The sequence below is a fragment of the Microbacterium sp. Mcb102 genome (assembly GCF_024519805.1).
Classification (GTDB): Bacteria; Actinomycetota; Actinomycetes; order Actinomycetales; family Microbacteriaceae; genus Microbacterium.
Genome location: NZ_JALJRG010000003.1, coordinates 103,376 through 118,547 on the forward strand (window position 1 = coordinate 103,376; position 15,172 = coordinate 118,547).

At 70.3% G+C, this 15,172-nt stretch carries 12 protein-coding genes; 1 reads left to right on the forward strand and 11 read right to left on the reverse strand.

The window, feature by feature from the left end:
• Positions 1-53 precede the first annotated feature (53 nt).
• Positions 54-677 carry an NAD(P)H-dependent oxidoreductase gene (locus OC372_RS09460; RefSeq protein WP_262001668.1) on the forward strand — a complete coding sequence of 208 codons (624 nt, stop codon included), beginning with the start codon at positions 54-56 and terminating at the stop codon, positions 675-677.
• Here the strand turns inward: OC372_RS09460 and rlmN are convergent.
• The 11 genes from rlmN to OC372_RS09515 form a co-directional block, all read right to left on the reverse strand.
• Positions 626-1,927, reverse strand: coding sequence for a 23S rRNA (adenine(2503)-C(2))-methyltransferase RlmN (gene rlmN / locus OC372_RS09465; RefSeq protein WP_181156308.1), 1,302 nt, complete (start codon positions 1,925-1,927; stop codon positions 626-628). The two genes, OC372_RS09460 and rlmN, sit on opposite strands and share 52 nt — an antisense overlap.
• A 61-nt stretch (positions 1,928-1,988) precedes the next feature.
• Complete coding sequence (gene iolD / locus OC372_RS09470; RefSeq protein WP_262001669.1) at positions 1,989-3,899, reverse strand: 3D-(3,5/4)-trihydroxycyclohexane-1,2-dione acylhydrolase (decyclizing); 1,911 nt, start codon at positions 3,897-3,899, stop codon at positions 1,989-1,991.
• On the reverse strand, positions 3,899-4,810 hold the full coding sequence (gene iolB / locus OC372_RS09475; protein ID WP_262001670.1) for a 5-deoxy-glucuronate isomerase: 912 nt from the start codon (positions 4,808-4,810) through the stop codon (positions 3,899-3,901). Before iolB ends, iolD begins: the two co-directional genes overlap by 1 nt.
• A gap of 25 nt (positions 4,811-4,835) precedes the next feature.
• A complete protein-coding gene (locus OC372_RS09480; RefSeq protein ID WP_029261199.1) occupies positions 4,836-6,359 on the reverse strand; it encodes a CoA-acylating methylmalonate-semialdehyde dehydrogenase in 1,524 nt (507 codons plus the stop codon).
• 25 nt (positions 6,360-6,384) lie between these two features.
• Positions 6,385-7,284, reverse strand: a complete 900-nt coding sequence (locus tag OC372_RS09485) for a deoxyribose-phosphate aldolase (protein WP_262001671.1) — start codon at positions 7,282-7,284, stop codon at positions 6,385-6,387.
• Position 7,285: 1 nt separating this feature from the next.
• The gene (gene iolC, locus OC372_RS09490; protein WP_262001672.1) at positions 7,286-8,242 is read right to left on the reverse strand and encodes a 5-dehydro-2-deoxygluconokinase; all 957 of its coding nucleotides are present in this window, start codon (positions 8,240-8,242) and stop codon (positions 7,286-7,288) included.
• A 63-nt stretch (positions 8,243-8,305) separates the two neighbouring features.
• Positions 8,306-10,993, reverse strand: a complete 2,688-nt coding sequence (locus OC372_RS09495) for a hypothetical protein (protein ID WP_262001673.1) — start codon at positions 10,991-10,993, stop codon at positions 8,306-8,308.
• A gap of 49 nt (positions 10,994-11,042) precedes the next feature.
• On the reverse strand, positions 11,043-12,299 hold the full coding sequence (locus tag OC372_RS09500) for a CehA/McbA family metallohydrolase (protein ID WP_262001674.1): 1,257 nt from the start codon (positions 12,297-12,299) through the stop codon (positions 11,043-11,045).
• The gene (locus OC372_RS09505; protein WP_262001675.1) at positions 12,299-13,372 is read right to left on the reverse strand and encodes an ABC transporter ATP-binding protein; all 1,074 of its coding nucleotides are present in this window, start codon (positions 13,370-13,372) and stop codon (positions 12,299-12,301) included. The genes OC372_RS09500 and OC372_RS09505 overlap by 1 nt, the downstream gene beginning before the upstream one ends.
• A complete protein-coding gene (locus OC372_RS09510; protein ID WP_197021025.1) occupies positions 13,372-14,226 on the reverse strand; it encodes a carbohydrate ABC transporter permease in 855 nt (284 codons plus the stop codon). Before OC372_RS09510 ends, OC372_RS09505 begins: the two co-directional genes overlap by 1 nt.
• Positions 14,223-15,170 (reverse strand): carbohydrate ABC transporter permease, encoded by a 948-nt coding sequence (locus OC372_RS09515; protein WP_091031549.1) that lies wholly within the window; start codon positions 15,168-15,170, stop codon positions 14,223-14,225. The genes OC372_RS09510 and OC372_RS09515 overlap by 4 nt, the downstream gene beginning before the upstream one ends.
• Positions 15,171-15,172: the final 2 nt, after the last annotated feature.

Below are 15,172 nucleotides of genomic sequence, written 5' to 3' on the forward strand. Positions count from 1 at the left end.
TCCTATCTTGACACTGTCCACCAGCTTGACGCTGTCCAGATAGGAACCACGCCATGACCGCTCTCGTGATCGACGGCCACCCCGACGCCCGCTCCTTGACCGCCGCACTCGCGCAGCGCTATGCCGCGGGGCACGGCGATGCCCGCGTGCTCGCCCTGCGCGACCTCGACTTCGACCCCAACCTGCGCTTCGGCTACCGCGAGCGCATGACGCTCGAGCCCGACCTCGTCGAGGCGAAGCAGGCTCTGCACGATGCCGACACGATCGTCGTCGCGACACCGGTGTGGTGGGGCGCACCGCCGGCCCTCCTCAAGGGCTTCTTCGATCGGGCGCTGCTGCCGCAGCAGGAGTACCGCTACTCGAAGCTCGGCCTCCCCGAGGGCCTGATCCCCGCGCGCCGTGGACGTCTGCTCCTGCTCGCCGACACTCCCTGGTTCTTCCTGCCGCTCACCGGCCTCCCGGCACAGACGCAGATCGTGCGCAACACCATGAAGTTCTGCGGCATCCGCTCGGTGCGCACGCACCGCATGCTCGGTGTGAAGGATGCCAAGGTGGCGACCATCACCCGCTGGCTCGACCGTGCCGAGCAGCTCGGCACGACAGACGCCCGCCGCGCGGGCGGGACTCAGGCCATCGCGGCGGAGGCGGCCTCGTCTTCGGTGGTGGCGACGAGCTGACCGCAGGCGCCGTCGATCTCCTTGCCGCGGGTGTCGCGGAGGGTGGTCGGGATGCCGGCGTCGTTCAGGCGGCGTACGAACTCGTTGGTGACGTCTTTCTCGGATGCCGTCCAGATCGAGCCGGGCGTCGGGTTCAGCGGGATCGGGTTCACGTGCACCCACCCGCGTCCGCGCTGGTTGAGCTTCTCGGCCAGCAGGTCGGCGCGCCAGCCGTGGTCGTTCATGTCCTTGATGAGCGCGTACTCGATCGAGACACGGCGGCCGGTCTTGGCGTAGTAGTCGTAGGCGGCATCCAGTGCCTCATCGACCTTCCAGCGGGAGTTGACCGGGATGAGCTCGTCGCGCAGGTGGTCGTCCGGTGCGTGCAGCGACAGCGCGAACGTGACCGGGATGCCCTCGTCGGCGAGCTTCTTGATCGCCGGCACCAGGCCGACGGTCGACACGGTGATGCCACGGGCGCTCATGCCGAGGCCGTCGGGCTGTGGGGCGACCATCGACCGCACCGCATCCATCACGCGCTTGTAGTTGGCCAGCGGCTCGCCCATCCCCATGAAGACGATGTTCGAGACGCGCTCCATGCTGTGGTCGTCGGACTTCTTGCCGCCGAGCCCACCCTCGGCGATGAGCCGGTTGGCGCGGACGATCTGCTCGATGATCTCGGCGGTCGACATGTTGCGGGTCAGACCCGCCTGGCCGGTCGCACAGAACGGGCAGTTCATGCCGCAGCCGGCCTGGCTCGACACGCACAGCGTGATGCGGCCGGGGTAGCGCATGAGCACCGACTCGACCAGGGCGCCGTCGTGCAGACGCCACAGGAACTTGATCGTGTCGCCCTTGTCGGTCTCGAGGCGGCGCACCTCGGTGAGCAGCGGCGGCAGCATCCCGGCGACCAGCTGCTCCCGGGTGTCGGCCGGGAGGTCGGTCATCTGCTCGGGGTCGGACGTGTAGTGGCGGAAGTAGTGCGTCGACAGCTGCTTCGCGCGGAAGCCGGGCAGCCCGAGCTCCTTCACCTTCTCGATGCGCTCGGCCGGCGTGAGGTCGGCCAGGTGCACCGGCGGCTTGCCGCGCTTGGGGCTCGCGAACTGCAGGAGCGGACGCCCCTCGGCATCCTTCTGCTGGGTCCACCCCTCGGTCGCCGGGCGCACCTGCGCCGGGCGCGTCTCACGGACCTTGCCTTGGGCCGGCCGACCCTGCGGGGCGGACGCGGATGCTGCGGGGCGCGTCTCGCGCGTGCGGGGAGTCTCGGTCATACCCTCCAGGGTACGCGGTACCGGGTGGGAAGTGCCTGGAGCGCAGGCGGCCCGACCCGACTCACCCCAGCAGCGGGCGCTGTGCGGCGCGCTGACCCTCGTACTCCGCGCGCGCCCGTCGAGCGGTCTCGGTGCGCGAGACCTCGGCCACCGGCACATCCCACCAGCCCTCGCCGTCGGGGCCGTAGACCGTCGGATCGCTCTCGACGTGGATGAGCGTCGTCCGCTCCGAGGCCTTCGCGGCGGCGACCGCGGCGCGCAGGTCGTCGATCGCCGCGGACCCCTTCGCGATCTCGATGACGTCGACGCCGTAGCTGCGCGCGTTCATGGCGAGGTCGACCGGCAGCACGTCGCCGCGCTGGAAGTTGCGCGCCTCGTCGTCGTAGCGGCGGTACTCGGTACCGAAGCGCTCCGAGCCGACCGTCTCCGAGAGGTGCCCGATCGAGGCATAGCCCTGGTTTTGGATGAGCACGACGATGATCTTGATCCCCTCGGCCACGGCCGTCGCGAGCTCGGAGCTCAGCATCAGGTACGAGCCGTCGCCGACCATGACGACGACGTCGCGCTCGTCGCCGGATGCCGTGAGCCCGCGCTTGACGCCGAGTCCTCCCGCGATCTCGTACCCCATGCAGGAGTATGCGTATTCGACGTGATAGCCGAGCGGATCGCTGACGCGCCAGAGCTTGTGCAGGTCGCCGGGGAGCGAGCCGGCCGCCTGCACGATCACGTCTTCGTCGGCCACGGCCCCGCGCACGGCGCCGATGATCTCGGGCTGGCCCGGCAGCTCGCGGCCCGTGGGGGCGAGCGCCCGGTCGACGACCGCATCCCACTCGCGCTTCTCGTCGGCGATCCGTGCGCTCAGCGCCGGTGCGACGCGGTATCCGTCGAGCTCGTCGCGCAGCGCGACCAGGGTCTCCCTGGCATCCGCGACGACGGGCAGCTGCGAGCCGTGCTTGTAGGCGTCGAAGGCCGCGACGTTGATGTTGACGAACACCGCGTCGGGGTTCTGGAAGGCCGTGCGGGATGCCGTCGTGAAGTCGCTGTACCGGGTGCCGACGCCGATGATGACGTCGGCCTCCGCCGCGATGCGGTTCGCCGCGGTGGTGCCGGTCGCACCGATCCCGCCCAGGTACTGGGGGTGATCCCACGGCAGCGCGCCGCCGCCCGCCTGCGTCGTGCCGACCGGGATGCCCGTGGCCTCGACCAACGCCCGCAGCGCCTGCTCCGCCTCGGAGTAGATGACACCGCCACCCGCGACGAGGAGCGGCTGCTTCGCGCCGCGGATCGCCGCCACCGCCCGCGCCAACGGTCCGCGCTCCGGCAGCGGCCGGCGGATGTGCCACTCCCGGTCCTGGAGGAACTCGAGGGGCACGTCCAGCGCTTCGGCCTGAACGTCTTCGGGCAGGGCGATCGTCACCGCACCGGTCTCGGCGGGATCGGTGAGGACGCGCATCGCGGCGAGCGCGATCGAGAACAGCTGCTCCGGGCGCTGCACCCGGTCGAAGAAGACCGAGAGCGGGCGGAACGCGTCGTTCACGGTGAGACCGATGTCGTGCGGGCGCTCCAACTGCTGCAGCACGGGGTCCGCGACCCGGGTGGCGAAGGTGTCGCTCGGCAGCAGCAGCGCCGGCAGCCGGTTGGTGGTCGCGAGCGCCGCACCGGTGAGCATGTTCGTGGCGCCGGGACCGACCGAGGCTGTGCTCGCGAACGTCGCCCTGCGTCGATGCATCCGGGCGAACCCGACGGCCTGGTGCACCATCGCTTGCTCGTTGCGGGCCTGGTGGTAGGGCATCAGGTCGGGCTGCTCGAGGTTGTACTGCTGCAGCGCCTGCCCGAGACCGGCGACGTTCCCGTGGCCGAAGATGCCGAACATGCCGGGCACGGTGCGCTCGCGGATGTCGCCGTCGACCGTCCACTGCCGCGAGAGGAACTCGACCAGCGCCTGGCCGACCGTCATCCGTCTGGTCTGCATCAGAGTTCTCCCTCTGCTCGGTAGGGCAGCCGGGGATCGATGTCCTGCCCGCTCCAGCTGTCGCGCACCCACGCGTGCGCGGGGTCGTCGGTGATGAGCCAGGACCGCTCGCGGTCGGGACCGGCCATGACGTTCAGGTAGTAGAGGTCGTAGCCGGGAGCGGCCACGGCGGGACCGTGGAATCCGAACGGCACCAGCGCGATGTCGCCGGTGCGCACCCGCTCGGCGATGTCGATCTCGCCGACGCCCGAGGAGTAGGTCGCGAACATCCCGAAGGCCGCGTCGACGGCAGCGTCTTCTCCGCTCGAGCGCGTGGGCGCCGCCTCGAAGTAGTAGATCTCCTCGAGCCGGGATTCTCGCCCCGGCACGTGCTCGTCGTGCTTGTGCGGCGGGTACGACGACCAGTTCTCGGCGGGCGTGATGACCTCGCACACGATGAGGCGCTCGGCGTCGAGCGCCTCCGGCGTACCGAAGTTGTGCACCTGCCGGCTGGAGGCGCCGGCGCCACGGAGTTCGACCGGGGTCTCGGCCGCGAGGATGTGCCGCGTGGGATGCACGACGGAGGTGGGCGATGAAGCCACGGCCACCCGACCGGAGCCCGTGATGACCGCCGTGGCCGCCGCCGAGAGGTAGAGCACGTCGCTCGGACCGTCGAACACGGACCGGCGACCGGCGAGCAGCGTCTCGGTGGTCGATCCCTCCTCGGTGTGCGCCACGGAGAACGATCCGGAGAGCGGCACGATGATCCGCTCCACCCCGGTGTCGGCGAGCGCGAGGCTCTCCCCCGCGCCGAGCTCGCCGATGCGGATGCCGGTGTGCGCCCAGCCGGGCGTGGTGTCGTCGACCACGCTCTCCCAGCCGTCGCGGCCGATCGCGCCCCGGCGGTGGAACCAGTTCCCGTCCTCGGTCATGGCCTCTCCTGCCCGCATCCGCTGGTCAGCTGTTCTGGGGGAAGCCGAGGTCGATGCCGCCGTGGAGAGCGGGGTCGAGCCAGCGACTGGTGATCGCCTTCTCGCGGGTGAAGAAGTCGAAGCCATGGACACCGTACGCCTTCGCGTCGCCGAACAGCGATGCCTTCCACCCGCCGAACGAGTGGTACGCGACGGGAACCGGGATGGGCACGTTGATGCCGATCATCCCGACCTGGACCTCGTGCTGGAAGCGGCGGGCCGCCCCGCCGTCGTTGGTGAAGATCGCGGTCCCGTTGCCGAACCGGCCGGAGTTGATCAGGTCGACCCCCTCCTGGAAAGTCTGCACCCGCACCACCGACAGCACCGGACCGAAGATCTCCTCCTGGTAGGCCCGCGAGGAGGTCGGGATCTCGTCGATGAGCGTCGGCCCGAACCAGAAGCCGTCCTCGTTCCCGTCGACCGTCAACCCTCTGCCGTCGACCACGATGCGCGCCCCGTCGGCCTCGGCGATGTCGACGTAGCCCGACACCTTCGCGCGGTGCTCCGCCGTGATCAGCGGACCCATGTCGGGCTCGCCGTCGGCACCGCCCGCACCGTCGCCGATGCGCAGCCCCGCGATGCGCTGCGAGATGCGCTCGATCAGCGCGTCCGCCACCGGCTCGACCGCGAGCAGGACCGAGACGGCCATGCACCGCTCCCCCGCCGCGCCGAATCCCGCGTTCACGGCCTGGTCGGCGACGAGGTCGAGGTCGGCATCCGGCAGGACGAGCATGTGGTTCTTGGCGCCGCCGAGCGCCTGCACGCGCTTGCCGTGGCGGGACGCAGTCTCGTAGATGTACTGGGCGATGGGCGTCGAGCCGACGAACGAGATCGAGGCGACGTCCGGGCTCTCCAGCAGCCCGTCCACCGCCTGCTTGTCGCCCTGCAGCACGGTGAACACGCCGTCGGGCAGCCCGGCCTCGGCCCAGAGGGCGGCGAGCCAGAGTGCGGCGGACGGGTCCTTCTCGCTGGGCTTGAGCACCACGGCGTTGCCCGCGGCGATCGCGACCGGGAAGAACCACATCGGCACCATCGCGGGGAAGTTGAACGGGGAGATGATGCCGACGACGCCGAGCGGCTGCTTGAGCGAGTACACGTCGATGCCGGTCGAGACGTTCTCCGAGTAGGCGCCCTTGATCAGGTGCGGGAAGCCGGTCGCGAGTTCCACGACCTCCTGTCCGCGCAGGATCTCGCCCATCGCATCGGAGCGGACCTTGCCGTGCTCGGCCGTGATGATCGCCGCCAGCTCCCCCTTGCGCGCGTTCAGCAGCTCACGGAACGCGAACATCACCGCCTGGCGCCGCGCGATCGAGTAGGCGCTCCACACCTGGAATCCGCGCTGCGCGGACGCGATGGCGTCCGCGATCTCGGAGTCGTCGGCCAGGGCGACATGCCCGGTCACCGCCCCCGTCGCGGGGTTGTGGACGGGAGCCGTGCGACCGCTCGCGGAGGCGCGGGCGGCCCCGTCGATCCAGTGGCCGATGACGGGGATGTCGGAAGCGGAGGTCATGCGTGTCCTTCTGCGGAGAGGGCGATCAGGCGGTCAGCCCGGGGTGGACGAGGGAGGCCGCGACGTCGATGGCGGATGCCACGTCGATGTCCGACGAATAGAGGAGAGTGCGACCGACGGTCAGGCCGCGCACGCCGGGGAGCGACAGGGCGTCCTCCCAGGACGAGAACGTGTCGTCGGGGTCGGCGCCCGCGTCGCCGCCGAGCAGCAGCACGGGCAGCGTCGTCGCCGCGAGCACGCGTTCCATGTCGTCGACGACCGGCAGCTTCAGCCACGTGCTCGCGCTGCTCGCACCCAGACCGCTGGCGATCGCGATCGACAGCATCACGGCATCCGGGCTCAGGTCGTTGACGACCCGGCCGTCGACCCGGCGGCTGAGGAACGGCTCGAGCATGATCGGCAGGTCGGCCCGTGCGGCCGCGGTCACCGCTTCGGCCGTCGAGGCCAGCGTGGGCGCCGTCCCGTCGTCGTCGAGGTTCACCCGCAGCAGGGCCTTGGCGAAGTCGATGCCGGAGTCCACCATCGCGGGCACGTCGTACCCGGTGTAGCGGTCGTCCATCTCGAAGGTCGCTCCGCGGAGCCCGCCGCGGTTCATCGACCCGACGACGATCTTGTCGTCGAGCAGGCCCAGCATCGCCAGGTCGTCGATGATGTCGGGGGTGCCGAGCACACCGTCCACTCCCGGATGCCGCAGGGCGATGGCGAGCCGATCGAGCAGCTCATAGCGGTCGGCCATGGCGAACGGCGACCCGCCGACCGCGAGCGCACCGCGTGCGGGGTGATCGGCGGCGATGATGAACAGCCGCCCGTCCCCACGGATGATGTCGCGACGGCGACGTCCGGCCAGCGTCTCGCGGATCGCGTGCGGCGACTCCGCGCGCACCGTCCGGAGCCGGTGGAAGTCCTCTTCGGTCAGGGCTGTCATCTCACGCATCTCCGTTCACGACCTCGGCGACCTCGCGTTCGGTCGGCATCGCCGTCGAGCATTCCCGGCGTCCGGCGACGATGCCGCCCGCCGCATTCGCATAGGTCAGGGTCTTCTCCAGCTCCCACTCGGCGAGCAGTCCGTGGCAGAGCGCACCGCCGAACGCGTCGCCGGCACCGAGTCCGTTCACGACCTCGACCGCGGTCGCGGGGATCTCGACCTGCCTCGACCGCGTCTTGGCGAGCACGCCGCGGGGTCCCTGCTTCACGATCGCCAGCTCGACGCCGCGCTCGAGGAGCGCATCCGCCGCACGCTGCGGGTCGCTCTCGCCGACCGCGACCTCACACTCCTCGCGGTTTCCCACGGCGACCGTGGCGAACTCCAGCGCCCGCTGGATCTGCACGCGGGCCTCGTCGGGCGTCTCCCAGAACATGGGGCGGTAGTCCAGATCGAACACGGTGTGCGCGCGGCGCCCGCGCGCCCGGAGAAGGTCGAAGTGTGTCTGCCGGCTCGGCTCCTCGCTCAGGCCGGTCGCGGTGAACCAGACGAGCGCAGCCTGCCGCACCGCGGCCTCGTCGACGTCGCCCGGCCGGATCTGCAGGTCGGGGGCGGTCGGTGCACGATAGAAGTACAGCGGGAAGTCGTCCGGCGGGAAGATCTCGCAGAACGTGATCGGGGTCTTGTACGTCGGGTCGGTCGCGACGTACCGGCTGTGCACCCCGAGGCGCTCGAGCTCTGCGCGCAGGTACCGCCCGAAGGGGTCGTCACCGACACGGGAGAGCAGTGCGGTGTCATGGCCGTACCGTGCGGCGGCGACCGAGACGTTCGCAGCGCTGCCGCCGAGGTACTTGCCGAAACTGGTGACCTCGCCGAGGCCGACACCGTCCTGCAGCGGATACAGGTCGACACCCAGGCGCCCGATGGCCAGGATCTCCGGGACCGATGTGTGCTCGGTCATCGCCCCCCCCTCTCCCTCGATCATTTGTCTTAACATTAGCACTTAGTCGCTCACTTGCCGAGATCAGTCGATCACCCGGCGGATGCTGAGCATTCCGCCGCCGACCGCGCGAGCAGCCGCCGCGTCGAAGGCGCCGTCCTGCACCTCACCGGCCAGGTCGACCCGCGCCCAGTCGCCGGGTGACGTGAACGCCACCTCGCGCTCCTCGGTCAGGTAGTTCACGAACCGGAGCTCGGCCTCGGTGCCGACGCGTCGCGCCGACTCGAGCACCACATCACCCGACAGCCGCACGGGGAACGCCGCCTCGGGCAGCGGGCCGTCGGCCTCACCCGAACCGCGGACCACGAGCGGGTCGTGCCGGAAGAGATCGGCGGCGCGCACCGCGGTCGCGTCGTCGGCGCCGACCAGGATCGCCAGATCGGTGTGCACGGCGACCCCGAGGTACTGGGCGCCCGGCACGGGGATCTCGGATCCGGCCGGCTCGTCGCGCAGCGGATGCACGTTCACGCTCATCATCCCGACCGAGCGCGACAGCGTGACCGCGAGAGCATCCGGCGCGTCGGCCGTCGACACCAGCTCGTACTCCGACAGCTTCTGCACCAGCACCGCGGTCGAGCCCGCGGCGGCGAAGCGGTACGCCGGATACGTCGGCAGCGGGAACTCGCCCCAGCCGCCCTCGGCCTCGCGTCCGCGCACGGTCGTGCCGTACTGCCCGGCACTGCGGGAGGAGTCGAGACCCGCGCCGTCGACGGGCACCAGCACCCGGAGCCGGTGATCGGAGGCGGTGTTCACGTAGTCGACGCCGACGCGCAGGAAGCCCTCGCCCTCGCGCAGCTCGATCGTGGTCTCGGTCACCAGCGGCACCGTCGCGGTCGAGCGCCGCCGGTCCGCGTCCAGGCGCTCCGGCAGGTCGTAGACCCGGCGGATGCGGATGCGTCCGCGCAGCGGCCCCTCCTCGAGCACGGTCACCTCGACCGACGAGGGCGTCGAGACGGCGGATGCCGCATCGACCGGGCCGTAGTTGTACGAGTCGCCGCAGTCGCCGTCGTCGACGAGAGCGAGCGCGCCGTCGATCGACGAGCCGTCCGCGCCGTCGATGCGGACGGTGCCGTCGGGGTTCACGGTCGCGGTGAGGGCCCCGTTCGAGAGCGATCCGGACGTCACGGTGACCGCGTCAGCCGATGCGGGCGCCGTGGTCTCGCCGACCGCAGCGAGCGCGAGACCGTCGACGTCGACGGCCAGGAGCGCCCGGTGCCGAGGGTCGGCGATGGTCTCGACATGCCAGACGTCGTCGCCCGCGGCATCCGCGGCGACGCGCTCCTCGAGCTCGACGGTGAACGCGGCCAGGTCCCACACGCCCTGCGGGCTCTCGGCGACCTGGAAGCGCAGCGACCGCTCGCCCCACTCGTAGCCGTTGATCTGCTGGCCGAAGAGCTCGCGGCCGTGGATGCGGCGGAGGATCTTCGGCAGGTCGGCCGTGCGCATCCGCTCGTCGCCGAGGACGGTGGTCAGTGGGTCGAGCAGCTGCACGCCCGCGGAAAGCGAGCCGGCATCCACACCGTGCAGCGTGACCTCGACCTGCGCGCGCCGGGCGAAACCCGAGGGGTTGAACACCAGGTGCTGCGCGGGCGAGACGGCCGTCGAGACGTCGCGGAGCACGGTGTCGATCACGCCGCGGGCGATGTGGCCGGCGGTGTGGATGCGCGTGCCCACCTGCTCGGCCGTCGCGTCGACGCCGCATCCGGTCACGGAGTCGTGCGCGGTGCTCTCCACGATGCGATACCAGGCCGTGTCGAAGAAGGAACGGTGGTCGCGGGTGCCGTACATCAGGTCCAGGCGCTCGGCGGCGGTGAGCGCCTGCTCGGAGCGGGCCATCTCGCGCTTGAGGTTCGTGCGGATGGAGAAGACGCCGGGGAGGAGGTTGCCGCGGGCGTGCGAGCGCATCTCACCGTGCACCTGCGGGAGGGCGGCGAGGGTGGCGGCGTCCGTCGCGTAGCGGGCGAGGTGACCGTCGAGCGTCGCGATCGAGAGGTGCGGTTCGCGCCCGCCCGCGTCGTAGTCGCGGATGACCTCGGCGAGGTCCTCCGGCGGTGCCGAGTGGTCGGTGCCCAGCATCGCGAGTACCGGGTCGTCGCCGTACCAGGATGCGGTGCGGGCGGCGTAGTCGGGGGCGAGTTCGGGCAGCTGCCCCGGCAGGGCGAACATGTCGAGTCCGTTCCCGTAGCCGTCGAAGAGGTACTCGCACCGCACGGCGTCGCCGTTGGGGGCGACCCAGGAGAAGGCGTGCTCGGCGATGTCGGCGGGGACGCCGCGCCAGAGGGCGCTGTGGCGGATGCCGAAGCCGGACAGGATCTGCGGCATCTGGGCCGCGTGGCCGAACATGTCGGGGAGGTAGCCGACGGGCATCGTGCGTCCGAGGCGGGCGCTCGCGGCGCGGCCGAGCTCGAGGTTGCGGATGATCGTCTCGCCGTCGCAGCCGAACTCGTCGAGGAGGATGAGGAACGGACCGACGCTGAGCTGCTCCCGCTCGACCAGCGCCACGACCCGGTCGCGCATGTCCGGGCGCATCTCGAGGTAGTCCTCGATCGCCGCGGCCTGTCCGTCGAGCGTGAACCGGTACTCCGGCTCCGCCTCCAGGATGCCGATCAGCCGGTCGAGCATGTGCACCAGGCGCAGACGGAACACATCGTGCGGCTCGTACCACTCGCGGTCCCAGTGGGTGTGGGGGACGACGACGATCTCACTGGTCACGGGCGGGGACTCCTGATTCTCTGGGGAAAGGTGTGGGGCGTGCGGCCGGTCAGGCGCACAGAGCGGCGATGCTGCGGTCGGGGTACAGCAGGTAGTGGGGGCCGGCGGAGCGCGCGGCCGGGAACGCGACGCGATCGCCGTGCACCGAGCGGCGCTCGCCGGCACCGTCGACGAGGATCAGACCGTCGGCATCGATGGCGAGCAGTTCGTCCTCGATGCGCAGGAGCACGGGGGCGGTGAAGAGGTCCGGTGCGGTGAGCCCGTCGCGCACGGTCACTCCGCCCATGATGGCGGTGCGCCCGGCGGCGACTCCGGCGAGGATCGCCTCGGGCGAGGCATCCTCCGCCGCGACCCAGGTCGTCGGGGTGCCCGGGCCGACGCCCTGACTCTGCATGTGGAAGTCGGCGCCGCCGAGGAGCACGGCATCCTTGTCCCACCGCTCGTGGAAGGCGAGCGGCGAGGTCGCGATGAGCTCCCGATACCAGGTCGAGTGCCACAGCTCGATCGCCCGCGGGGCGCGCTCCAGCGGATGCAGCCACGAGCAGTCGCCCGAGATCGGGTGGTTCACGCTGAGCACGCCACCGCGGCGCTCGACCTCGTCGACCCACTCCTGCGCGGGGCGGCGGAAGTCGATCCAGCCGATGTCTCCGAAGGCGTTCGCGTGACCGCGGTGCGTGGTCACCTCCTGCCCGGGGAGCAGCGTGATGGAGTGCTGCATCCCGACAGCCGGGAGGTGCGCGTGGTGGCTGGTGGTGTTGTGGTCGGTGACGGCGAGGAAGTCGAGCCCGGCCCTCGCGCCCAGTGCGGCGAGCCCCGAGATGCTCTCGCGGCCGTCGGAGTGGAGGGTGTGCGCGTGGAAGTCGCCGGCGAACCAGCGCAGGCCGGCGGGCGCCGGGAGGTTTCTCGAACTCCCCCGCGGGACCCCGGTCACGGGAGCCGCATCCGGTCCGTGATCGATCGTCGACTCCGCGGGGAGCGAGATCTCGACCGTGATGTCGGCGCCGCCGGCACTCAGCCGGTGCACGCCGAGGATCACGTTCCACTCGCCCTCCTCGGGACGCCCCGGCAGGTACCCGGGCGTGGCGTCGTCGGTGCGGATCACGTACGCGGTCCGCGCTCCGCCCGACCATCCGCGCCACCCTGCGGTGCCCTCGCAGCCGAGGTCGATCACCGCCGCCTCGCTGTCGTAGGAGATGCGCACCTCGAGCGAGTCGGTGCCGGCGGGCACGTCGAACGGCACCCGCACGTAGCGGTCGGCGTTCTGGATCTCGTGGGTGAGGTGGAGGGTGGTGCGGATGGTGCTCATCAGCCGATCCGCTCGGTGCTCTCGGCGTCGAACAGCAGCACACGGTGGAGCTGCGGGACGATCCAGCCGCGGTCGCCCGGCGCCGGCTCCTGCTCCTCGGGCACGACGACCTGCAACTTGTGCTCCCCCGCACTCACGAGCACCAGGCTCGTCGCACCGAGGGTCTCGGTCACGACGACCTCGGCGGCGATACCGCCCTCGACGGGCTCGGTCGACCAGCGCAGGTACTCGGGACGGATGCCCCAGATCACGGTCTGGCCGTCGCGCGCGGCGGCGGCGGCTTCGGTGGGCACCGCCACGTCGGACTCACCGATCCGCACGGTTGCGCCCGAGACCGCGGTCTCGAGCAGGTTCATCGGCACCGAGCCGATGAACCCCGCGACGAACGTGTTGTTCGGGCGGTGGAAGATCTCGCGCGGCGAGCCGATCTGCTGGAGCTTGCCGGACTTCATGACCGCGATCCGGTCGGCGAGCGCGAGCGCCTCGGCCTGGTCGTGGGTCACGAACACGGTCGTGACACCCAGGTCGCGCTGCAGCTCCTTGAGGAACGTGCGCGCCTCGAGGCGCAGGCGGGCGTCGAGGTTCGACAGCGGCTCGTCGAGCAGCAGCACGTCTGGCCGGGTCGCGACGGCGCGGGCGAGCGCCACGCGCTGCTGCTGGCCGCCGGAGAGCTGGCCGGGGCGGCGCTCGATGAGTCCGTTCAGCGACAGCCCGTTCGCGACCGACTCGGCCGTGGTGCGACGCTCGGTCTTCCCCACGCGGCGGATCCGCAGCGGGTAGGCGATGTTGTCGCCCACGTCCATGTGCGGGAACAGCGCGTAGTCCTGGAAGACCATCGCGACGCCGCGCTCACCCGGCTCCGCGTTCGTGACGTCTTTCTCGCCGATCGTGAGCTTTCCGGAGGTGATGCTCTCCAGCCCCGCGATCGACCGCAGCAGCGTGGTCTTCCCGCAGCCGGAGGGGCCGAGGAGCGCGAAGAACTCGCCGTCCGCGATCTCGACGTCGACACTGTCGACGCCGCGCACCCCGCCGGGGTACTCCTTGACGAGTTCGGTTGCAATGATGGCGGCCATCAGGACTTGATCCCTCCGTGGAAGCGGAAACCGTAGCGACGGTTCACAAAGAAGTAGATGAGCAGGACAGGCACCGAGAACACCAGCGAGAACGCCGAGATCAGTCGGAGGTCGGCCTGGCCGCTCTCGGTGTAGAAGGTGTACATGAGCACGGCGGCCGGCTGCATGTCGGGCGTGCGCAGCAGCAGGAACGGAACGAGGAAGTTGCCCCAGACCTGCACGATCGTCCAGATCGCGATGAACGCGAGACCCGGGCGGGCGATCGGCACCACGATGTCCTTGAGGATGCGGAACGGGCCGGCGCCGTACAGCCGCGCCGACTCCTCGTACGACTTCGGGATCGAGTCCATGAAGTCCTTGAGGATGAAGATCACCGTCGGCAGGATCCCGCCCGCCAGCACCAGGATGACGCCGACGTGCGTGTTGATCAGCTGCAACTGGTTGATGAGCTGGAACGTCGGCACCATGGCCGCCGTCCCCGTCACGATCGACGACAAGAGCAGCAGACCGTAGAGGATGCCGTCGCGGCCGGGGATGCTGATCCGGCTCATCGCATACGACGCCAGGGCGCCGAGGACGATCACGAGCGCCATGGTGCCGACGCCGAGGATCAGCGAGTTGAGGATCGACTTCATCGCGTAGGGGTTCTCGACCAGCCGCGCGAAGTTGTCGAGCGTCCAGTCCGGCCACGACACCGTCAGCGACGGGGTCGCGTCGAACGGAGCCAGGATCAGCCACACCATCGGCAGCGCGAAGAACAGCGACACGATGACGAGCACGACCGTGAACAGGATCCGCGAGACGAAGTGGGTCACCGAGCGGTCGCGCACGACCGTCTTGATGGTGGTCATCATGAGGTCACCTTCTTCTTCTTGGTGCTCTTACCCCGCGAGACGCGCGTGTACATCAGCGCGATCACGAGGTTGATGAGGAGCATGATGAGCGAGATCGCTGCACCGAGACCCAGCTGCCCGCCGGGGATGGCGGTCTGGTAGATGTACACCGACAGGATGTCGGTCTGACCGTTCGGCCCGCCCGCGGTGAGCAGGTAGGGCGTGAAGGTGTTGAACGTCCACAGCGTGATCAGCAGGGTGTTGGTCAGCAGGTGGCCCTTGATGTTGGGCAGGATCACGTCGCGCAGCTGCTGCCACGTGTTGGCGCCGACCATGCGCGCGCTCTCGAGCTGCGACGGCGGCACGGCGCTGATCGCCGAGGAGAACAGCTGCATCGAGAACGCGGTCCCGACCCAGATGTTGAAGATGATGATGCACTCCATCGGGTGCTCGATCAGCCACGCCGCCCCCTCGGTGCCGAGGAGGGAGTTCAGGGTGCCGGTGCGCCGATCCAGGAGCGCGAGCCAGAGGAACGAGGCGACCGAGGCGGGGATGACCCAGGCGGCGAGCACGAGCGTCTCGATGAAGGTCTTCACCCCCGCACGCACGTTGCGCAGCATCCAGGCCAGCGCGAAGCCGAGGATCGTCTGCCCGATGATGCCCGAGACGAGCACGAAGACGAGCGTGAGCCACAGCGAGTTCCAGAAGCGCGGATCGTTGAGAGCCGTGGAGAAGTTGTCCAGGCCGATGAACTCCGGGTTGGCGGCGGCGAAGCCGGTCAACCGGTAGTTGGTCATGCCGAGGTAGACGGTCCAGATCGCCGGGAAGAGGAGGAACAGGCCGATCAGGAGCAGACCGGGCGCCGCGAAGAGCGTGGCCCTGGCCCGACCGAGACCCGCGACATCCTCTGCGCGGCGCCGGCGGGGAGTGGTGACGCTCCCCGCCGGCATCGTTGCTTGCGTCATGG